General features: G+C 70.6%; 20 protein-coding genes. 8 read left to right on the top strand and 12 right to left on the bottom strand.

Annotated elements, in window-relative coordinates:
- Nucleotides 1–18: 18 nt before the first annotated feature.
- The 4 genes from H6726_14440 to H6726_14425 form a co-directional block, all read right to left on the bottom strand.
- The gene (locus H6726_14440; protein MCB9658847.1) at nt 19–1017 is read right to left on the bottom strand and encodes a hypothetical protein; all 999 of its coding nucleotides are present in this window, start codon (nt 1015–1017) and stop codon (nt 19–21) included.
- Nucleotides 1014–1403: a hypothetical protein gene (locus H6726_14435; protein MCB9658846.1), complete on the bottom strand. Its 390-nt coding sequence runs from the start codon at nt 1401–1403 to the stop codon at nt 1014–1016. Before H6726_14435 ends, H6726_14440 begins: the two co-directional genes overlap by 4 nt.
- Nucleotides 1400–2041, bottom strand: a complete 642-nt coding sequence (locus H6726_14430; protein ID MCB9658845.1) for a hypothetical protein — start codon at nt 2039–2041, stop codon at nt 1400–1402. The genes H6726_14435 and H6726_14430 overlap by 4 nt, the downstream gene beginning before the upstream one ends.
- 113 nt (nt 2042–2154) lie before the next feature.
- Nucleotides 2155–2964 carry an enoyl-CoA hydratase/isomerase family protein gene (locus tag H6726_14425; GenBank protein MCB9658844.1) on the bottom strand — a complete coding sequence of 270 codons (810 nt, stop codon included), beginning with the start codon at nt 2962–2964 and terminating at the stop codon, nt 2155–2157.
- A 73-nt stretch (nt 2965–3037) separates the two neighbouring features.
- On the opposite strand from H6726_14425, the gene H6726_14420 reads away from it, so the two are divergent.
- The 6 genes from H6726_14420 (at nt 3038) to H6726_14395 (ending at nt 7538) form a co-directional block, all read left to right on the top strand.
- On the top strand, nt 3038–3331 hold the full coding sequence (locus H6726_14420) for a hypothetical protein (protein ID MCB9658843.1): 294 nt from the start codon (nt 3038–3040) through the stop codon (nt 3329–3331).
- 6 nt (nt 3332–3337) lie between these two features.
- The gene (locus H6726_14415) at nt 3338–4735 is read left to right on the top strand and encodes a sigma-54-dependent Fis family transcriptional regulator (GenBank protein ID MCB9658842.1); all 1398 of its coding nucleotides are present in this window, start codon (nt 3338–3340) and stop codon (nt 4733–4735) included.
- A gap of 69 nt (nt 4736–4804) precedes the next feature.
- Nucleotides 4805–5299, top strand: coding sequence for a prepilin-type N-terminal cleavage/methylation domain-containing protein (locus tag H6726_14410; GenBank protein MCB9658841.1), 495 nt, complete (start codon nt 4805–4807; stop codon nt 5297–5299).
- A gap of 159 nt (nt 5300–5458) precedes the next feature.
- Entirely contained in the window at nt 5459–6034 is a 576-nt protein-coding gene (locus H6726_14405; protein MCB9658840.1) for a prepilin-type N-terminal cleavage/methylation domain-containing protein, read from the top strand.
- Nucleotides 6035–6112: 78 nt separating this feature from the next.
- On the top strand, nt 6113–6955 hold the full coding sequence (locus H6726_14400; protein ID MCB9658839.1) for a hypothetical protein: 843 nt from the start codon (nt 6113–6115) through the stop codon (nt 6953–6955).
- Nucleotides 6945–7538 carry a hypothetical protein gene (locus H6726_14395; GenBank protein ID MCB9658838.1) on the top strand — a complete coding sequence of 198 codons (594 nt, stop codon included), beginning with the start codon at nt 6945–6947 and terminating at the stop codon, nt 7536–7538. The genes H6726_14400 and H6726_14395 overlap by 11 nt, the downstream gene beginning before the upstream one ends.
- Before the next feature lie 51 nt (nt 7539–7589).
- Here the strand turns inward: H6726_14395 and H6726_14390 are convergent, their stop codons facing one another.
- Nucleotides 7590–10253 carry a serine/threonine protein kinase gene (locus H6726_14390; protein MCB9658837.1) on the bottom strand — a complete coding sequence of 888 codons (2664 nt, stop codon included), beginning with the start codon at nt 10251–10253 and terminating at the stop codon, nt 7590–7592.
- A 131-nt stretch (nt 10254–10384) separates the two neighbouring features.
- The gene (locus H6726_14385; GenBank protein ID MCB9658836.1) at nt 10385–13132 is read right to left on the bottom strand and encodes a hypothetical protein; all 2748 of its coding nucleotides are present in this window, start codon (nt 13130–13132) and stop codon (nt 10385–10387) included.
- Between the two features lie 116 nt (nt 13133–13248).
- On the opposite strand from H6726_14385, the gene H6726_14380 reads away from it, so the two are divergent.
- A complete protein-coding gene (locus H6726_14380) occupies nt 13249–14121 on the top strand; it encodes a hypothetical protein (protein ID MCB9658835.1) in 873 nt (290 codons plus the stop codon).
- Nucleotides 14122–14135: 14 nt separating this feature from the next.
- Nucleotides 14136–16493 carry a hypothetical protein gene (locus H6726_14375; protein MCB9658834.1) on the top strand — a complete coding sequence of 786 codons (2358 nt, stop codon included), beginning with the start codon at nt 14136–14138 and terminating at the stop codon, nt 16491–16493.
- Between the two features lie 13 nt (nt 16494–16506).
- Here the strand turns inward: H6726_14375 and H6726_14370 are convergent, their stop codons facing one another.
- The 6 genes from H6726_14370 to nrdR all read right to left on the bottom strand — a co-directional run bounded on the left by H6726_14370 (nt 16507) and on the right by nrdR (nt 20901).
- Nucleotides 16507–17031, bottom strand: coding sequence for a hypothetical protein (locus H6726_14370; GenBank protein ID MCB9658833.1), 525 nt, complete (start codon nt 17029–17031; stop codon nt 16507–16509).
- A 4-nt stretch (nt 17032–17035) separates the two neighbouring features.
- Nucleotides 17036–17503, bottom strand: a complete 468-nt coding sequence (gene nusB, locus H6726_14365; protein MCB9658832.1) for a transcription antitermination factor NusB — start codon at nt 17501–17503, stop codon at nt 17036–17038.
- A 28-nt stretch (nt 17504–17531) separates the two neighbouring features.
- Nucleotides 17532–18020 (bottom strand): 6,7-dimethyl-8-ribityllumazine synthase, encoded by a 489-nt coding sequence (locus tag H6726_14360; protein ID MCB9658831.1) that lies wholly within the window; start codon nt 18018–18020, stop codon nt 17532–17534.
- 143 nt (nt 18021–18163) lie between these two features.
- Entirely contained in the window at nt 18164–19327 is a 1164-nt protein-coding gene (ribB, locus tag H6726_14355; GenBank protein ID MCB9658830.1) for a 3,4-dihydroxy-2-butanone-4-phosphate synthase, read from the bottom strand.
- Nucleotides 19324–20436, bottom strand: a complete 1113-nt coding sequence (gene ribD, locus H6726_14350; GenBank protein ID MCB9658829.1) for a bifunctional diaminohydroxyphosphoribosylaminopyrimidine deaminase/5-amino-6-(5-phosphoribosylamino)uracil reductase RibD — start codon at nt 20434–20436, stop codon at nt 19324–19326. Before ribD ends, ribB begins: the two co-directional genes overlap by 4 nt.
- 3 nt (nt 20437–20439) lie before the next feature.
- On the bottom strand, nt 20440–20901 hold the full coding sequence (gene nrdR, locus H6726_14345) for a transcriptional repressor NrdR (GenBank protein ID MCB9658828.1): 462 nt from the start codon (nt 20899–20901) through the stop codon (nt 20440–20442).
- Nucleotides 20902–20913: the final 12 nt, after the last annotated feature.

Genomic DNA, 20913 nt, shown 5'->3' with positions numbered 1-20913 from the left:
TGTACCACGACCAGGCGGTCAGGGGGCGGCGCGCGGACCGATCACGAAGCCATCGAGGCCCGCGCCTTCGGGTTCGGCGACCACCACGTCGACGCTGAGCCCCGCCGCATCCAAAGCCAGCAGCGGAGTGTGCTGCTCCGTCGAGGGCAGCGGCCCCCTCACCCCGGACTCGAACGTCTCGCCCAGCGCCTCCTCCAGTAGCGGAGCGACCTGAGCGAGCGCCCAGGCGATGGCGGCGCGCCTGGCCTCCACGTCGGCGTCGTCCACCGCCGAGCGCGTCTCGAGCTCGTACCAGCGCGAGAAGCCGTAGCCGGGCAGCCAGACCTCGGCCCCCAGCAGGCGCTCGTCGGCCAGCCGCAGCACCACACGCAGCTCGCTCGCCCGTGGCGCGATGCTGCCGTCGGGTAGCGGGAGCGCGAAGGACACGTGCAGCGTCTTCACGCAGCGCGAGGCGTCGCAGCGGGGGCGAGGCTCGGCGCGGAACGCGACGTCCAGCGCCGGGTGCTCACGCACGACCACCTCCATCGGTTGCTCCCACGCGCGAACGCGCAGCAACACACCCAGGAACTCGACCAGCCGGTCCCGCGTGAACGCCCGATGCGCCCTCAACGCCTCGGCGGCTGCCTCCTCCGACGCCGCGCGCGCGCGTTCCCGGTCTGCGGTGCTCTCGGCCTCACGCCGCGCGAGGACATCCAGCTCGGCGCGCGCTCGGTCGGCGTAGCGCCCCGTGGGGTAGATCGTCAGGTAATCGACGAGCCCTCGCGCGCTGGACGCCCGCCCGGCATAGAACCGCTCCTCCGCAGCGCCGAGGGCCGCACGGACCTCGTCTGCGTAGACGCCCTCCGGGAACGCGTGCAGATAGTCCGCGCCCGCGACGGCGCGCTGGTGCTCGTCCTGGGCCAGCCGGAACACGCGATACGCGCCGTAGTCCGCGCGCGTGGCACGCCAGGCACACGCCGGAGCGCCGAGCGCGCAGCCCAGCGCGAGCGTCATGACCAACGCGCGAACGCCCATCATGGGTCCACCTCCTCGGGCGCAGGACACACATCGACGCACGCCGCGAGCTCCTCGACGGGCGTGTTCACGTTGTCTTCGCGCGCGAGCGCGGCGAGGCACGCGTCGGTTTGCAGGGATGTCGGTCGTGGCAGGCAAGTCGGCGGCCAGGTCGCGCCTTCGCACGCGTTGGGGATCGCATCGAAGCACGCCGCGAGCTCGTCGCCGGAGACCTCCCCGCGAGCCTCGGCCCGACGGCACTCCCACGCCGACTGGTCGCGGCAGAAGGTCTCTGCCTCCACGATGAACGGGTCTTGCCCACACCCGCCGACCTCCCCTGGAGCGGGCCCCATCAGCAGCAGTGCGAGGGCCGCGAGCCACCACGTCCCGGGAAGGTTGGGCTTCCTCATGGCAGCCGCTCCACGTCCACCCGCACGCCCGCCTCCAGCGAGATCATCGCGGGGCGCGTGAAAACGGCGTCGCGCGTGCCCCCTCCCGCGACGATGCTCGCGGTCGCCTCCAGGTAAAGACCGAGCGACGCGCGCACCATGAACGCCGCGCCGATGGTCGCCGCGAAGCCCCAGGTGCGGGCGGGAGACACCACCCACATCACGGCCGGTCGAAGCTCGAGCACCACGAGCGGCACCGGATCGCCAGATGGCACGGCGCGGACCGTGAAGCCCGGCGCGACCACCCACTGCGCGAAAGGCCTCACGCCGCCCACGGCTGGCCCGTCGTACGTGAGGTTGGTGCTGAGCTCCAGGCTCGGCCCGAAACGCAGCCGTGGACGGTCCCCGCGGGTGATCCACGTGGCCGTCAAGTCCATGAACGCTGGCGCGAGGCGCTCCTGGCGGAAGTTCGTGTCGACCTGGGTACGGACGCTCACGCCGCCGCCGACTTGGAGCACGAGGCGGCCCGGAAGGACGGGACGCTCGAGATCCGTTGGCGCGGTCTCCGTCGGCTCACGCTCGTACCAACCGTCCGGCAGCGCCTGCGCGTGGACGACCCCCGCGTTCAGCCAGAAGGCCGACAACAACCCGACGCTCATGGCCGCGCGGGCGACGATGTGCGCGGGGGGGACGCGGCCCCGGGCGCAGACCTGGACGAGAGCCCGGCCGAGAGCCAGTCCGGGGTCGTGACCGGACGCGCGACCAGGTCGCACTAGCGCCCCTGAAAGCGCGGCGCGCGCTTCTCGGCGAACGCCCGCAGCGCCTCGTTGCGGTCCTCCGATGCCAGAGCTCGCTCGTAGCATCGTCGCTCGAGGTCGAGCCCCTGTTCCAGCGTTCCGTCCAGCGCTCCGTCGACCGCTTCGAGCGCTGCTGCGAGCGCGATGGGCGCGGACGCGGCCAGCTCGGCCGCCATGCGCATGGCCACCGTCAGCGCGGACTCGCCGTCCGCCACGCGATGCACGACCCCGAGGGCGAGGGCCTCCGCAGCGCTCATGCGTCGCGCGAAGAGGATGAGCTCCTTCGCCTTCGCCGCGCCCACCACGCGCGTGAGCCGTTGCGTGCCACCCGCGCCTGGGATGATGCCCAGCGAGACCTCGGTCAGTCCGACGACCGCGTGGGTGTCCGCCACCCGCAGATCGCACGCGAGCGCCAGCTCGAGGCCACCGCCGAAGGCGACGCCGTTGATGGCTGCGATCACGGGCTTGGACAGCCGGTCGATGCGATCCGCAGTGAGGCGATAGAGGTCCAGTAGGCCCCGCGTCTGTTCGAGGGTGAGGTCCTTGCGCTCCTTGAGGTCGGCCCCCGCGCAGAACGCCTTCTGCCCGGCGCCGGTGATGACCACGGCGCGCACCTCGGGGTCTGCGTCCGCCCGCTCGGCGAGCTGCCCGAGGGACTCCATGGTGCCGCGATCGAACGCGTTGCGCGCCGCCTCGCGGTCGATCGTCCAGCGCTCCACCCCGCCCTCGCGCGCCACGCGCACGCCGTGCAACAAGCGCTCTGTGTCGTCACGTCGAATCCTCATGCCCACCTCCGCGTCACGCATCGCCTCGCATCAGCGCTTGACGCCCGACCCAAGGGGCTGAACCATCGCCGGCATGAATCGCAGCACTCTCGAAAACATCCTCGACCGCGCGAGCGGCGTGACGCGCGCGACGAAGAACGGCTCCGAGTTCGAGGTCGAAGAGGGACATCGAGTGACGTTCTACCTCGGCCGGCCGGGTCAGGCGATGGAGATCTCGGACGTCCAGCGCTGCCAGCTGCACGACGACTTCGTCGAGCTGGCGAGCGGCGAGTCCGAGACCGTGACGTTCGTCGAGTACGACGCCATCCACGCGCTGGCCGCGAAGCCTCCCAAGGGGGACGCCAAGCGCCGCGCCGGGTTCGCCTGATCTCGCATGGCGCGCGTCCTGATCGTCGATGACGAGCCCAGCGTCCGTGAGATGCTCGGGGTCCTGCTGCGGCGCGCGGGGTACACCTGCGAGTCCGCCACCGGCGCTCGGGCCGCGTGCTCCCTGATTGACACACTCGCGCCCTTCGACGCCGTCGTGACGGACCTCACCATGCCAGACGGCAGCGGCATGGACGTGCTGCGCGCGGCTCGCGCGCGGGACCCGCACACGCAGGTGCTGATGATCACCGCGTACGCCACCACAGAGCAGGCCGTCGACGCCATGCGCCAGGGTGCGTACGACTACGTGCCGAAGCCGTTCCGCAACGCGGAGCTGCTGGCGACGCTCGAGAAGGCCCTCGAGAAGCGCGCGCTGGTCGACGAGAACCGTGCCCTCCGAGCCGAGCGCGAGGGCGACGCGCTGGGCATCGTCGGGAGCAGCGCCGGGATGCAGCGCGTGCGCGACTTGGTCCAGCGCGTCACCGACGCCCCCAGCAGCGTGCTGATCACGGGCGAGAGTGGCACCGGCAAGGAGGTGGTCGCGCGCGCGCTCCACTTCAGCGGTCAGCGCGCGCGCGCCGCCTTCGTGGTCGTGAACTGCGGTGCGCTCCCCGAGGCGCTGATGGAGAGCGAGCTCTTCGGCCACGAGAAGGGCGCGTTCACCGGGGCCGTCGCCCGGAAGAAGGGGCTGTTCCAGGAGGCCGACGGGGGCACGCTGTTCTTGGACGAGATCGGCGAGCTGCCCCTCCCCCTCCAGGTGAAGCTCCTGCGGGTCCTGCAGGAGCGCAAGGTGCGCCCCGTCGGCGGCGCCGGCGAAGTGGCCGTGGACGTGCGCATCGTCGCCGCCTCCAACCGCGACCTGGAGGACGAGGTGAAGCGTGGGACCTTCCGAGAAGACCTGTTCTACCGCCTGAACGTGATCCGCATCGAGCTGCCCCCGCTGCGTGAGCGCCCGGAGGACATCCCCGTCTTGGCGCGCCACCTGCTGCACAAGCACACGCTGCTGCAGCGGCGCGACCTGCAATTGTCCAGCGACGCCTTGCGCTGGCTGAGCGCGCAGTCGTTCCCTGGCAACGTGCGTCAGCTCGAGAACGCCATCGAGCGCGCCGTGACCCTGGCGAACGGGCCCGAGATCGTCGCCGCCGACTTCGTGCCTCAACGCGGCGCGGAGGCCGCCCCCGTCCCTGTGGGGGTGTTGCCCGAGGAGGGCCTGGACCTCGAGGCACACCTCGCGGCGCTCGAGCTGTCGCTGCTCCGCCAGGCGCTCGAGCGCACAGGCGGCAACCGCACCAAGGCAGCTGGCCTGCTGGGCATGAGCTTCCGGCAGCTTCGCTACCGGCTGGCCAAGCACGACCCGGGCAGCGACGGCGACACCGACAGCGGCGACGTGGGCGAAGAGGCCTGACCTGGCACAACGCTTGCGTGGTAGGCTCGCCGCTAGCCGGAGGTCGTCTCAATGTTGCGTCATCGTCGAGTGTCCAGAGTCCAGGGGGTCACCCTCATCGAGCTGATGATCGTCGTGGTCATCATCGGGGTCCTGGCGGCCACCGCCATCCCGGCGTTCCAGCGGCAGGTCATCCGCGCTCGGGCCGCCGAGGCGCCCGCGGTGCTGGGCCGCATCCGCATGAATCAAGAGAGCTACCGCTCCGAGTTCGGCCAATACTACGGCAGCACCACGACGTCCGCGTTCTGGCCCACCACGACGGGACGACACACATCCGAGGGATGGGATGGGTCGAACGCGTCCAATCCGTTCCGGATGCTGGGCGTGGACCCGGACGGGCCCGTGTACTTCAACTACAACGTGCAGGCAGGCTACGCGAACGCACCCGCACTGCAGTATCCATCGGGCTACGTGGACTGGTGGTTCGTGTCCCAGGCCATGGCTGACCTCGACGACAACGGTTCCACTGTGCTCTTCGAGGCCATCGCGGGGCGGGCCGTGCTGTATCAGACGGGAGGCTGGTGAGGTGACGCATCTCGTCAGGACGCTTTCACCGAGACGACACTTTTCGTCACACTCCGCATTCGCACGCCCATTCTAGTGGGTTTTCGCGCTGGCACGGTTGTCGCAAACAGTTGGCTCGAAGTCGGACCCCGGTCCACCGCCCCCGGAAAGAAGGACTCCATGAAAAAGCTGCTACGCAAGAAGAGCCAGGGCTTCACCCTGATCGAGCTGATGATCGTCGTCGTGATCATCGGCATCCTCGCCGCAACCGCCATCCCTGCGTTCCTACGCTTCGTGACGCGCTCGAAGACGGCGGAGGCCGGTGTTCAACTGAGGAACCTCGCGGACAGCGCCACAGCGTACTTCGCACGCGAGTACGTTGACCAGGGCTGGCTTGCGAACCAGCGAACGCGGTCGGCGTGTTTCGTTGGCGACGCGGACACGGGCATGACGCCAAGCAGCGACAAGCAGATTTGGGACCAGACGTCAGGCACCAATGCCGCTGGCCTCACCGGGCAGGTACCGGGTGTGTCTGGGCTCGGCTGGGGCCCCACGGACAACCTGTACTATAACTACCGCATCACCGAGAGCCGCGTCAACTGCAACAACGGTGCGCCTGGCGCTGCGGTCACGATGTCCGCCAACGGTAACCTCGACGGGACCGGCGCCACCTCGCTGTTCGAGATGGCCATGGGTGTCATGCCAGCGGCGGGCCTGGGACACGGCCCGATGTACGTTCAGAACGAGCTCGACTAGTCTTCCCGTTCGACCTGAGTCGGCGGCCGCGAGGGCACATCCCCTGCGGCCGTCTTGCTTTAATGCTACCGTTTCGCCGTGCCGAGAATCGGGTTGACGGTCGCCTCGCTGGTGCTGTTGGTTGCGGTGTCCGCGCTGCGCGCAACCAGCTTCACGGCGAACTCCAACGCTCAGACGCCCGAAGACGTGTACTATCTGCCAGCCGAGGAGGGTGTGCTCGTCGCAATGAGCCTCGGATATCGGGAGGTGCTCGCAGACCTGCTCTGGATGCGTGCGCTGCTGTACTACAACGAGAGCTTGCGACACAGCACCGCGGCCAGCTTCGTGCTCAACTACGCGAACGCGCTGTCCACGCTCGATCCTCACTTTGCGCCGATCTACAACCTGGCCGGAATGGTCCCCTTCTATCTGCGCGTCAGCACCGACCCTGAAACACAGAGGCGTGCCGTCGCCTACATGGTCACGGGGTCAGACCGCCTGCCCGAGGACGGGCAGCTGGCCTGGGACACGGCCTCCACTATCCTTTACGAGCTGCTCCCCGTGTTTCAGGGCACGGACGAGGAGCGCCAGGCCTGGCGACGTACGGCGGCTCGGCTCTCCGAACGCGCCCTCCGGCTGGGCGCCGGCCCCCCATGGCTCGCGATAGACGCCGGGTCGCTGCTGAGCCAGCTCGGCGAGTCCGACCGCGCCGTGCGGGTGATCGAGCATCGCATCGCGCTCACCAACGACCCCACCGAGCGCGCCGACTTGAACGTGCGCCTACAGCGGCTCCGGGCAGGGGCCGAGGCGGTCCTGGCGGAGGCCGAGGCCCGGGCGCACGAGGCGGCACGAGCCAGCGACTACCCCTACCTCGATCTCGATCGCTACTTGGTGGTCGGCACGCGTCGCATGCCCGCGAACGGTCCGCGGCGTGACCCTTGATGCGCGCGGGCGCGCCTGCTACCGGTTCAGCGTGGCGCATCGGCAGCACGACGGCGGATGGACGGCGATCGAGGTCTCGCTCGTCATTTCCGTCATCGGCGTGGCCCTTTGCATGTTCGTTCCGGCCTTTCTGGACCGCCTGGAGCTGAGCAAGTTCACACGCATGGAGCACGAGCTGGACGCGCTCACGCGCGCCGTCGCCAGCTACTACGCCGCGCCACACGAGGTGCGAGGCGCCACGCGCACCCGCTGTCTCCCAGCCAGCGCTGGCCCGACCCCCGCCGAAGTCGGCCCAGAGCCCACCGCCGCCGACTTCCAGTCGCCGGAGACCCCCGGATCGACCACGTGGACCGCGCTCGGGTTTCAGCCCTCCCGGCCTGGACGGTTCCAGTACCGGGTAGAGGTCAGCCACGCCCGCTGCAGCGTCCAGGCCGCGGCCGGGACGACGTTGGTGCGTGTCGAGGCGCGCGCAGACCTCGACGGCGACGGTCAGCTCTCGAGCTTCCGCCGCGAGCTGGTGGTGGGGCAAGATGGGACCCTGGTGGACGGGCCGCTGCTGCGCGTGCGCAACCGCACGGAGTGAGGCCGCCCACCACCCAACGCCTCGACGAGGCGCTGGGCAGGTGCCCGCGCCCTACTCGGGTCGGTCGAGCGTCAGCACCCGCGTCGTGACCTGTCCAGCCTCGATGTTGACGCTCACGCTCTGACGGATGTTGAAGTCCGGGTTCACGAGCGTCACGCGATGGCTGCCAGCTGGCAGCGAGATGTTCATCTGCGGCGTGTTGCCGATCAGGCGGCCATCCACGTAGACCTGGGACCACGGGCGCGTGTTGATGCGAAGGGTGCCCGGCCCCGTGCCCCCGCTCATCGGCGTCTCGGCCGGCGGGGGCGTGACCGCGCTGCCGCCCATCTCGGCGTCTCCGGAGGCCATCGAGCTGCCGCCCGTTCCGCCAGTCGCCGCGGGGCGGTCTGGGCCACCCGTCGCAACCCGCCCGGCGCGCTCGAGCGTCCCCTCCACGGTGGCCTCCCGCGCGCCGCCCTCGACGCGCAGCGGGCCCGTCCAGTCGTCGTGGCCATCGAGGGTCATGCGCACCGTGTAGGGCCCGTGATCCATGTCCACGTCGATCTCGGTCGGTGTGACGCCGATGCGGCGCTCACGCCCCTGCGCGTTCACCAGCACCACGCTCGCCCCTGCGGGCGCCGACGTGAAGCGGACCTGAATCTCGGCGGGGCTCAGCGACACGCTCGGCACCGCGACCGTCTGCCCGGCGGCCACGACGATCTCGTCCTCCCACGGAGCGTGCCCCGACATGGTCACGCGCACCTGATGCGGACCAGCGCTCAAGTCGCTGGCCGTGACGGGGGTGGTTCCGGGTACGCGGTTGCCATCCACGAACACGGTCGCTCCGGGAGGTGAGGTGTTCAACGTGAACCCGCCGGTGGCGCCAGGCGCAGCGCCGCCTTCGGCGATGAGGGCGACCGCGTCCATCGACAGCTCTTGGCCGCGCTGTACGGTGATCGGCGCAGACCACTCGCGGTACCCTTCGCGGCGCACCTCGATGATGTGGGGCACGCCCGGGGCGACGTTCGTGATGATGAACGGGCTGCTGGAGCCGGCGACGCGGACGCTGTCCATGTAGACCTCGGCGTCCGGTGGATCGGTCGCGAGGCGGATGGTCCCCGGGTCCTTGGCCAACAGGAACCACGCGGCCGCCGCCAAGCCGAGCAGGACGGCGACGAGCCCGATCACCATCGGACCCATGCCCTTCTTCTCGCTGGCGGGCGCCGCGGCGGCCTTCGCGGGCGTCGCGGCGGGGGCGGGTTCGTTCGCCTTGGGCTGCGCCACGGGCTCCGACGTACGCGGGAGGTCGTCGAAGGGCGACGGGTTCCCCATCGGCCCCGGCGAGACGATCGGGGCCGAGAGCCCACCCGAGAGCGTGGACGACGTGCTCGCCGGCGTGGCCAGGTCCAGCTCGTCGAACTTGTCGTAGATCTGCGTCGCCTCGCCGTCGTCGTCCCAGTCCATGTCCATGACGGTGGGAGCCGCAGGCTTGGGCGGCGCCGGGGGAGGCGTCGGCGCGCTCGGGCGACCCGCCTGCGGAGGGATGGGTGGAGGCAGGCTGCCGCCACGCAGGGAGGGCGTGCCCTGGATCGTCTGGCTGGGCTGGTTGACGGGCTTCTTCGGAGAGCCGCCGCCGGGGGGAAGTGGTGGTGCGTTGGACATAGTGGCTGAACCCTGACCCTGGCTCGAGGCGTTGGCGCCGGATGAGACCGGCGAGGTGGACGGCCCCTTGGCTGCGCTCCGAGCGGGAGGAGCTGCCTGTGGTGCCTTGATCTTGCGGTACTGCTCGTCGCGCGCCGCTTCCTTGGCGACCTCCTCGGCGAAGGTCTGGCGCATGTAGGCGCTGAGATCCTTCCGCGCGAAGAAGTTTCCGCTCGTGTACATGAACGACTGTAGGTCGTCGTGGAGGTCCATCGCGGTCTGGTAGCGATCGTCGACGTCCTTCGCGAGCGCCTTCAGCAGAATGCGCTCGAGCTCCTGAGGGATGTGCTTGTTGTAGGTCGTTGCGGGGACGATCTCCACGTTGCGAACCATCTCGAGCGTGTTGAAGTCGCTGTCCCCGTAGAACAGGCGCTCGCCCGTCAGCAGCTCGTACAGGCAGATGCCCACCGCGAACACGTCCGAGCGGCGGTCGATCGGGAGCCCACGGACCTGCTCCGGCGACATGTAGCCGAACTTCCCCTTGAGGATGCCAGCCTGCGTCTTTCCCGCTTTGTTCGCTGCCTTCGCGATGCCGAAGTCGACGATCTTGATCTCGCCGTCCCACGTGACGAGCAGGTTCTGAGGGCTGACGTCACGGTGCACCAAGTGCAGGTCGCGACCCGCCGCGTCGCGCTTGTTGTGTGCATAGTCGAGGCCCTCACACACCTTCATGATGGTGTAGCAGGCCATCGGGATGGGCACGGTCTCCTTGCGCTTGCGTCCGCGGTCGAAGATGGCGCGCACGTCCTTGCCCGCGCAAAACTCCATCGCGATGAAGTAGCTATCACCCACCTTGCCGAGGTCGAAGATTTGGCAAATGTTCGCGTGCGACAGCTGCACGGCGATCTTCGCCTCATCGATGAACATCGTGATGAACTCTTGGTCCTCCGCGATGCTCGATAGGATGCGCTTGACCGCCACGAGGCGCTCGAACCCCTCCACGCCGAAGGCCTTGGCTTTGAAGACCTCGGCCATTCCGCCGATGTTGACTCGCTCCAGCAAGAGATAGTTGCCGAAGGGGATGGGCTGCTTCACAGGGGGGTCTTTCGTGCGCGCTTGGGTTCCGAGAACGCGCGATGATAGACAATCGTCGTGAAGCCGGTCAATAGCGCGATAACGCTACCGTTTTCGGACCGGGCCCGGCGCGCCCCCAGCGGACCCGGAGCTCACTGCTCCCCGCCCACCCGCGAGAACCGCCGCGTGCGACCGGCCTCGTACCGGTAGCGCACCCGCGTGTCCTGGATGCGACCCCACTCCATGTAGGGCCGCGGCCGGGTTTCGGGGAAGAGCACCTCCGTCTCCGGGCGCTCGTCCGCGATGAACGCCAACGCGGCATCGGGTGCCACGGACCGTTCGAACGCATCGGGGGCCACGGTCTGTGCGCCGACGACGAAGGCCAGGCGGACCGTCCCTTCGAGCGCCATCGCGCCTTCGAGCCCAGCCTCCGTCAGCCGCTGCAGCAACGACTGGGTGTCCCCAGCCTGACGTTCGGCGTAGACCAGGAACCCGTCTTCGTCGACGGCGATGGCCGCCTCGGCGGTGGGCACGTCACGGAGCGCCCGGCCGCGGAGCACGACGACGGCGTCTTCTGGCGCGGATCCGATGGCGTAGCGACGACCCACGAAGCCCTGCGTGGCGTAGAGCGCGAGGGGGCCCCGCTGCGCGGACGCGTCGGTCAGGTATGCGAGGGCGCGGGTCTGCCCTTCTGGCGCGAGCGCACGCGGTGGAGCGCGGCGCGGGTCGATGCGCACCAACCACGTGCGGTGGCCCGGCTCCGGCCCCAGGTAGGCGCGCGCGAACGCGTGGGGCCAGCCCGCGTGGGGTAGACCGCTCGTGTCGAACACGCCCTCCCCCTCGGCGTGTCCCTCGCCGAGCGGTACGTCGGGGCCCGGCAGCGTGGGGCGCAGGGTGAGGTAGAAGAAGTCGCGTGGATCGCGCTGGATGTAGCGGGGAAAGCGCATCGGGGTCATCGAGCGCACAAGCTTCCGTCCGCGCATGTGGTAGCCATTGCCCGTGTCGGGGACGCTCATCTCGAACTCGAGCTCGCGATCGATCGGGCGACCCAGGTCCGCGAAGGGCTCAGTCGCGGGCTGCACGTTGTACAGCTCGAAGGCGGTGTGGCGGTCGTTCATGTCGAGGTGCAGCCCGCGCACGCACCGCGCGGCCAGCATCGCCTCCGCCAAGGCCTCGGAGCTCATGGCCTTGCCCCAGAAATAGACCATGAACCCCTCGCTCGTGAGGCACATGCCCGAGCGGTGGATGAACACCTGCTGACCGTCGTTGGACGGCGCGGCACCCCACCACCAGCGGCGCCAGGGGTTCACGTCGGTGCCCTCGACGACGCTGGTGAGGTTCTGACGCATCTCCACGACGTCGGCCGGGATCTGCGACAGCGCCCACTCCTCTTCGAAGGTGGTCACGCCCTCGGGGGGATCGCGCCAGGAGCCCATGGAGGTGCGACCGTCGCGGTACACGGCGACCGTCGCCGCGAACGGCTTCGGCGGGAGGTAGACCCGCCCCTCGCTCATCATGGCGAACTCGCCGTGCAGCGACTGGAAGCCGCCGTTGAAGCCCGCGACGACGCGCCGCATGGTCTCGTCGTCGCGGGGAACCAGCCCGGGGCCGGTCTCACCCGTCGCGCTCTCTGGCTCGCGCGTCCCCGTCATCACGCGCAGCTGCACCTGCCGCGGATCCCACACCACCATGTAGACGCGCGTGTAGGGGCGCTCTGGATCCACGCGCAGGTGCGTCGAGTAGAACGCAGGAGGCGCGTTGGGGTACGAGCGCACGAACGGATCGTCGACGATGGGGTTCCACTCGCCCTCCCCGGTCGCCCGACCTTCGACCCGAGGGGTCAGCGGTGCCGGGGGCCAGCCCAGCTCCGGATCCGTCACGGAGAGCTCGGCGCGGCGCGCGCTCTGGGGCTCCAACGCCAGGTCGGCGGCGGCCTCGGCCTCGGACTCGGCCGCTGATGCCCCCGCCACGCGGTACCAAGCCCGTTGCAGCACGTCGCGTACGCCGAAGACGCGATGCTCCAACCAAGCGATGGGCTCCGGGCCTACGAAGCTGAGGTTGCGCACGCTGTCCACGACCCAGGTGATGGTCCCTGGCTCGCCCTTCTCGGCGGGCCGCACCTCGACGTGCTCCGCGCCCGACACGGCCCGCCAGGCGCCGTCCGCGCGCTGCATGCTCACGGAGACATCGGGGGCGGTGACGTCGACACGACCTGGTGCCACGGTGAGACTGGCGTCCGGGAGAGACGACGCGAACGACACGCGCGTGCGCCCGAAGCCAGCCACGCGGCCGGTCTCCTGCAAGTTCGTGATGCCGTTCTGCGCGCGCGTGCGCGCCGACCAGCCGGCCGTGAGGGCCGCCGGTTCGCCGCGCAGGTCGACCAGGGTGAGAGCGTCCACACCGTCGAGTACGCGGCTGAGGTACACCGCGGACTGCTCGTCCACCCGCGTCAGCGCAAACTCGTCGGCGCCCGCGGTGCGCGTCAGGTTGCTGAGCGCGTATACCCCCAGCACGGCCGACTCTCCCGTTCGTACCCGCGCGTGGTAGACCTCCGAGTCGCCTCGCGCGGAGGCTGCGATGAACAGCGCGGAGCGGGGCGTCGTCGGCGCCGCGGGGTCGTCGATCCAGATGATGGAGCTTGGATCCAGCTCGAGGCCCTCGGCGGAGAGCGCCGCTGCCAGGGCGCTGGGAACGCTGTCCGCGGCGCGCACCCCCCGCTGGTCGCACACGACGAGCACCGACCCGAGGATGGCGCAGGCGGCGAGGAGGTTGCGGCGAGACGTGAGGTGCGCTCTGAGCGAGGTGAGGAGGCTGCGCGGCACCCGTGAGGCGTAGCAGTTGATCTCGGCCCATGCGAGCTGGGCACACGCCGCCACGAGCGCGCCTCGGGCTCGCCGCACGTCGGCGCATGTGCCAGTCGACGACCTCGAAGATGGCCCTCGGTCGGGGTCTCGCCGCCCACCAGCGCTACGCTTCGTGCGGGCCGTCGCCGGGACCGTGTGGCACTCTCGCGAACGTGATGGTCCGTACGCGCCCTCGACGCCCCGCTCCGCGCCCGACCACCCGCCCCGCGCGGGTGCGGCGCGCCCTGGCGGCGTTGTCGGTCCTCGTGGTGCTCTCGGGATCCGTCCCGGCGCCGGTCGCCGCGCAGCGCGCCGTGACTGAAGCGCGCTCCACCGATACCGCGGGAGATCTGGACGCGCTGATCGGGCGTGCGCTCGGTGGCGAGAGCGACGCCGAGGTCGACGCGGCCATCGACGCATTGCGCGACCGCGCCGACGCTCGCGCCGTCCCCGCGCTCGTCTCCTTGTCCCGGCATCGGCGCGCCGGTGCACGTCGCCGTGCGTACCTGGCGCTCGCGGCCCTCCGCAACGACGTCGCGCGCGACGCGGTGAGTGGAGGGCTCTCGGACGTGGACGCGAGCGTGCGGTCCGTCTGCGCGCGGGCCCTGGGCGACATGGACGCGCGCGCCGCGCTGCCCCGCTTGTTCACGGCCCTGGAGCGTGGCGTCCACGACGCGGCCCGCTCCATCGGCGCGCTGGCACGAGAGGAGGACCTGCCACGCTTTCACGTGCACCTCGGGACCATCCCCCTCAGCGCCATGCTCGAAGGCTATGCGCGCATCGTGCGCCGTACCGACATCTCCTGGGACCAGAAGCGAGACGTACTGCACCGGTTGTTCGAGGTGGCAGGGCTCGAGGTGCGCGGCTTCCTGGCGCAGTGGCTGCGTGAGCTCCCGGCCTCGGCGCCTGCGGCCCTGCGCGCGGATCTGGAGCGCTCGATTCGGCGCATCCCCCTGCGTCCGCGGGCTCGCGGCGGTGCGGGCGCAGGCGAGAGCGCTGGCGACGGAGCGACGGGCGCGAGCACGGCCGGAGGCGAGACGCCGTGAGAGGGTTCGCGCGCTTGCACGACGCGACGCGTTCGATCAGCGCGCTGATCGCGGCGTCACTGCTCGCGTGCAGCGCGCGAGCGCCGACCACGGCCGACCCCCGCCGCCTCGCGAACGCGACGGAGGCGCTGGACGGCCTGGCGCAGCGCCTCTCCGCGGCGCCCCTCGTCGACCGTCCGGCGGGCTTCGCCCTGCTGACCACAACGGGGGATCTGCTCTTCGTGGACGAGCGCGGAGAGGTCACGCATCGTGCCCCCGCGGCGGCGACACAGCTCGCGGACTGTGGCGCGGCCATCTGCGTGACGAACGATGACAGCGTGAGATGGCTGAGTTGGCCGGATGGGGGGATGCGCGGGTCGCTCGCGCGCAGCCCCGCAGCCACGCTGATCGGGGGGGCGCTCGAAGGAGCACGCGCCGTCTTGGTCGAGTCCGAAGGGCCCCGCCGGGGCCGGATCGTGCTCGCGCGGACCACGGACGCCGGCCTCGAGGTGACCCGGGCGTTGCCTGCGGACGGCGAGCTCGGCGCGCCCCTGCTGCGGGGGGGCGTCCTGCTGGTTCCCCACGATGGCCACGAGCTGCTCCTGCTGGACGCCGCCAATGGAGCCGAGTTGGCGCGGCGTCGGTCGGGCGACGACACGATCCGGTGGACGCGCATCGACGGCGGCGACGTGTTCTACGGCGGCGAGCGTGTGTATGCGCTGCAGCCTGGCGTAGCGACCCAGCAGCGCGTGGACGCCGTGCTCGACCCCGATACGGCGTTGGTCCCCGCCCCACCCTTCCGGGCGCGCATCGAGCCCGACACGTGGAGCGTGGTGGTCCCGGCGGCGGACGAACCCGCCCGGCCGGCGCCGGTCCACTTCGCGCGCACCCCCTTGTCGCCGTCCCCGACCCCGCGCTCCGATCGGTCGTACGTGGTCACGCGAGGGCACGTGTTCGCGTTCGATGGAGACGGTACGCTGCGCTTTGCGCACGCCCTCCGGGACGCGCCCGTGGCGACCCTCGCGACACCCGATGGCCTCGTGCTGCTGCACGCAGACGGCGTGCTGCTCGGCCTCCACCCAGACGATGGCTCCGCGCGCTACGAGCGGCGTCTCCCTCCGGTGCGAGCGGCCATCGCTGTGCGCGCGGTAGGTCGACGGACACGCGCCGTCCGCGCCCTCGACTCAGCGGGAGCCGAGCAGGATCTCCTGCGCGTGCTCCACGTGCGAGATGCGCGCTTCGTCGGCGACCAGGTCTACGCCGCGCACCTGCTGGTCGACGCGGGCGTGAGCGTCGCGCGAGCTCTGCTGGACGCCTACGAGGATCCGCGCACCGAGCCTCCCGTGCGCGACGCCATCGCCATGACGCTCCGCGCGCGGAGGGACGACACCGACTCGTTGGTCGACGCCCTGAACCAACACTACGACTTCCTCGCGGACGACGGGCCACGACCACCGCCGCCGCTCGAGGTCATCCTCCCCGCCCTCGCGGGCGCCGACCGTCACGACGCCTACGGCGCGCTGCTGCCGCACCTGAATGACCCAGCGACTCCCCCCGCGGCGCTCCCGGCGCTGATCACCCAGCTGGTGCGCTGGGGCGGACCAGACGCGCTGCCCTCGTTGCTGGCGTTCGTCGAGCGCTACCGCGCCGACGCCGAGTTCCGCGAGGACCCCCGCGCGCTGGTCGTCGCGACCCTCGCCATCGACGCGTTGGGCGACGTCACGATGCGCGACCGCCTGGAGCGCTACGTGACGTCGGCAGGTGCGCACCCCGAGCTGCGCGCCGCGCTCCTGGATGCCCGCGCTCATCGCGCAACGGAACTGGCGACCCACGACGCCCCCGCGCAGGACACCCGTCCCGCGCCGCGGCCCGACCAAACGACGACGGGCGAGGCTCCCGCCGCGCGCACGGCAAGCGCGGCGGACGTGCAGGCCTACGCGCTGGCGCAGCTGGCGCAGCTCACCCCCTGCCTGAACGCGGCGCAGGCCGCCGACCCCACGCTGCGCACCGTGCGCGTGCGCATGGTGCTGGAGCGCGAGGAGCACGTGGGCCTCGTGTCGGTGCTCCCTGGAGGCGCCCTCGAGCGCTGCCTCGCGGACGTGCTCGTGACGCTGCGCTGGCCTCGGATCCGCGTACGGCGCCAACAGGTGGGGTTCACCCTGCACGTCGCGCCCGAGCGAGAGCCCCCCTTGCCCGCCGGGTGGCTCTGGTGGCAGCGGGCGGCGTCCCGCGCGCAACGGGATGCCAGCGTCCAACCTGGGCTGCCCTGGTGGGACAGCGGAGGGGAGGCTCGGTCAGGAGCCGAGGGGGACGACACCTGGTGGCGCACGCCGGATGACGACGACGCCTCACCCCTCGACCGATGGTGGCTCCCCTCGGCGGACGGTCGCTGAGCCGCGCCGCCAGTCAGTCTTCGTAGACGCTCGCCGCGCGTCGCGCGCGGAGGAGCACGGGCTCCATCTCGCGCTGCGCGTCCGGAGCCTCCACCAGCGAGATCTCGTCGTGCTCGGGATGGGTCTTCACCACGGCGAGGAAACGCTCCATGGCGTCCGCCGGCGTGACGAGCCCGAGCGCGCGCCCGGGCAGCACGAGCGCCGAGCTGCGTACGCCAGCGCGGGTGAGCGTGTGCAGCATCTCCCCCAGGATCACGTCGAACGCGTCCCCGTCGAACGCGCCCGCAGCGCCGCCGCCGCGCAGGAACAGCTTGTCGAAAGCGACCTTCGATTCACCCGGAATCAACAGCGACTCCCCGCGCAAGCCGCCCACGGTGCCCCGCTGGATCAGGCGCGAGACACGCCCCCCGAGCCGCCAGTCCAGCAGCCCCAGCGCCCCACGCAGCGGCCACTCTCCATCGAACAGGACAGCCGAGAGCGCCTCGTGCCGGATCTTGTCGAGGCGGCGCAGGTCGGGGGGCACGAAGGAGATGTCCATCCGGTCACTCCTTCTGGAGTTCGGACGCGATGCGGTCGAGCACCCCGTTCACGAAGCCCGCGCTACCTTCGCTCCCGAAGCGCTTGGCCAGCTCGATGGCTTCGTTCAGGGTCACGCGCCGCGGCACGTCGGGCATGAGCATGAGCTCACAGGTCGACAGACGGAGGATGTTGCGATCGACACGCGTCATGCGCTCGATGCGCCAGTGATGGCTCACGGCCCGGATGGTCGCGTCGATCTCCTCGCGCCGGTCGCCGAAGCCCCGCACCAACCTGTCGACGAACGCCCGCGCGTCGCCGTCGAGCGGCTCTGGGAGCTCGTCGTCGGCGCTCGCCAGGCCGTCTGGCGTCTCGTCGGCGTTCGCCAGCGACCCCCAGTAGAGGTTGAGCGCCGCTTCCGCAGACACGCCGACCGTGTCCATCTGGTAGAGCACCTGGAGGGCCGCCTGTCGTCCGTCTCGTCGCTGTCCCATGGGTCCTCTCTGGCTACCGCGACTCGACCTAGAGCCCGTCGCGGCCCAACGCGGCGCTCAGGCTCGCCATCTCGAGCGCGGTGAGCGCCGCCTCGAAGCCCTTGTTGCCGGCCTTGGTGCCAGAGCGCTCGAGGGCCTGTTCGATGTCGTCCGTGGTGATCACCCCGAAGGCCACGGGGACGCCCGTGGCGAGCATGGCCGCGCTCGCGCCCGATGCCGCTTGGCCAGCCACGAAGTCGAAGTGGGGCGTCGACCCGCGGATGACCGCGCCGAGCGCGATGACGCCCGCGAACTGTCCGGACTGCGCCAACCGCTTCACGGCGAGCGGAAGCTCGAAGGCCCCGGGCACCCACGCGAGGACCACGTCCGACTCGGCCACACCGCCCGAGCGCCGCAGGGCGTCGAGCGCGCCCTCAACCAGCCGGTCCACCACCAAGTGGTTGAAGCGGCAGGCGACGATGGCGAAGCGCGCCCCCTCGGGTGCGCGGAGGTCTCCCTCGTAGGTCTTGACGGTCATGTGCCTGTGGTTCTCCGATTCGGTCCAGCGTTGGGGTCGGGACGCACGCCGACGGGACGCACTCTGTCCCATTTCGCGCCCCCGCGCGAGCCCGAAGGCCGCCCGACCGGCGGAGCTCGTCGCGGTGCGCCGGGTTCTCGCGCTCAGTCGGGGACCGCGGTGACGACGCGCGCGCCTTCACCCGCCTGCCCGGGCTGCACCAGCAGCTGCTCGACCACTTCGAGGTGGTAGCCCTCCAGGCTAGGCAGGCGCCGTGGGCGATTGGTGAGGATGCGGATGCGGCTGAGCCCGAGCCCGCTCAACACCTGGGCGCCCAGGCCATACTCACGCAGCACCACGCCGGGTTCGGGACGCGCCGTCTCGAGGGGCTCGCCCAGGTAGAAGGCGATGTCGGTGACCGGGTCCGGGGGGCCTGGGATGAACAGGATCACCCCCGAACCCTCGCGCTCGATGCACTCGATGGCGTCGCTCATGTGGACGCGTTCGCCCATGCGTACCTGGAAGACGTCCCCGAGTACGCTCCCCGTGTGGACGCGCACCAGGGTCGGGTCGCTCGTGAGTGTCCCGTAGCTCATGGCCAAGAACTGACGGCGCTCGTCGAGCGTCACCTCGTAAGTGTGCGCCGTCCAGGTCTTGCCCGTGGGCATGAGCACGTCCGCCTTGCGCACCGGGCGCACCATGCGCTCGCGCGTGAGGCGATAGGCGACCATGTCTGCGATGCTCAGGATCTGCAGCCCGTGCTCTTTCGCGAATTCCACCAGGTCCGGGTAGCGGGCCATGGTGCCGTCGTCCTTCATGATCTCGCAGATGACGCCGGCCGGTGCGCGACCTGCGAGACGCGCGAGATCCACGGCGCCCTCCGTGTGGCCCGTGCGCTGGAGCACGCCGCCTGGCTTGGCCCGCAGCGGGAAGATGTGCCCGGGGCTCACGATGTCCGACGCGCGCACGTCCGGATCCACCGCCGTGAGCACCGTATGGCATCGGTCCGCTGCGCTGATGCCCGTCGTCACGCCGCGGCGGGCCTCGATGCTCACGGTGAAGGCCGTCTCGCGCGATGCGCGGTTCTGGCTGACCATCATCGGCAGCTCCAGCTCGTCCACGCGCTCGGCCGTCAACGGCAGGCAGATGAGGCCGCGGGCGAACTTGGCCATGAAGTTGATGGCCTCGGGCGTGCAGAGGTCCGCGGCCATCACGAGGTCACCCTCGTTCTCGCGGTCCTCGTCATCCACGAGGATGACCATCTTTCCGGCGCGGATTTCGTCGAGGGCGCGCATCACGCGCTCAATGCTGTCTTGCATCGTCGTCATTTGTCTTCCGATCGGTCCTTCACCAACGGGCCATCCATCCACACGTCTGGTCCGCGCCGCCGCACGCGCGCGTTCGCGATGCGATACGAGCCGGCCATCGTATCGCTCCCCCGACCCGACGCAAACGCAGGCGCCGCGGCGTCACCGACGATGATGGGCGCCACGAACACCGATGCGTGGTCCGCGAGCCCAGCGTCCAGCAGTGAACCATGCACGCGCCCCCCGCCTTCGACCAGCAGGCGCACCACGTTGCGCTCCCCGAGGACCCGCAGCACCGCGCCGAGGTCCAGCCCACTGGGCCCCCGGGGGACGTCGTGCACGACGGCGCCGGCGGCGCGCAGCGCCTCCACTCGCGCGGGGGACGCGTCTGCGGCGTGCAGGACCAGCGTCGCCCCTGGCTCTCCTTGCAGCACGGCCGCATCGACAGGGGTCCGGAGTGACGTATCAACGACGACGCGAAGCGGATCGCGCCCTTCGACCGCGCGCACGTTCAGGCGGGGATCGTCGGCCAGCACCGTCGACACGCCGACCAGCACCGCGTCGCTCTCCGCGCGCAAGCGGTGCGCCTCCTTGCGGCTGGCGTCAGACGTGATCCACTTGCTGTCGAACGTCCGCGTGGCCATGCGTCCGTCCAACGTCACGGCCGCCTTGATGCACACGTAGGGGAGGCCCGTGGTGAGGTGCTTGAAGAACGGCCGGACCAGCGCAGCAGCCTCCTCGCCGCACACTCCGCGCTCCACCACGATGCCGGCTGCGCGCAACCGTTCGGCGGAACCAGGCACGTGGGGATGGAGGTCGAGCGCTCCCACCACGACCCGGCTGACGCCCGCCGCGATGACCGCTTCGGTGCACGGGGGAGTGCGCCCATGGTGGTTGCAGGGTTCGAGCGTGACGTACAGGGTCGCCCCTCGCGCAGCCGCCCCGGCGCTCTTCAGCGCTTCGACCTCGGCGTGTGGCGCACCAGCGCGCGTATGATACCCCTCGCCTACCACCTCGCCGTCGCGCACCAAGACTGCGCCGACCTGCGGGTTGGGGCTGGTGTCCCCACGTCGGGCGAGCCGCAGCGCGCGACGCATGTGGCGCTGGTCTGCTTGGTCGGGTGCGCCCATCGCTCAGCCGCCGCTCTCGTCCACGAGCGTGCGCAGCTCGTCCATGAACTCTTCTGCGTTCTGGAACTCACGGTAGACGCTGGCGAAGCGCACGTAGGCGACGGGATCGGTGTCCCGTAGCGCGCTCAGGACCTTCCCGCCCAACAACGCCGAGCTGACCTCCGGATCGCCGGTGTCCACCAGCTGACGTTCCAGGCGATTCAGCAGCCGCTCCAGGGTCTCGGCCGAGACGGGCCGCTTCACGCACGCCCGACGCAAGCCCGCCAGCAACTTGACCCGGTCGTAGGGCTGGCGTCGTCCATCCTTCTTCACCACCAGCGGCAACGTCTGCTCGATGCGCTCGTAGGTGGTGTAGCGACGGCCGCAGCCCTCGCACTCACGCCGACGCCGTACCACCTCGCCCGCTTGAGACAGGCGAGAGTCGATGACCTTGTTGTCGAGCTTGCTACAGAAGGGGCAACGCATCGGGTGTCGCGG

The organism is Sandaracinaceae bacterium (assembly GCA_020633055.1).
In the GTDB taxonomy this organism is placed as follows: domain Bacteria; phylum Myxococcota_A; class Polyangia; order Polyangiales; family Houyiibacteriaceae; genus JADJJE01.
The sequence above is the reverse complement of the archived record's forward strand: the minus strand, read 5'-3'. Positions and strand labels throughout refer to the sequence as shown.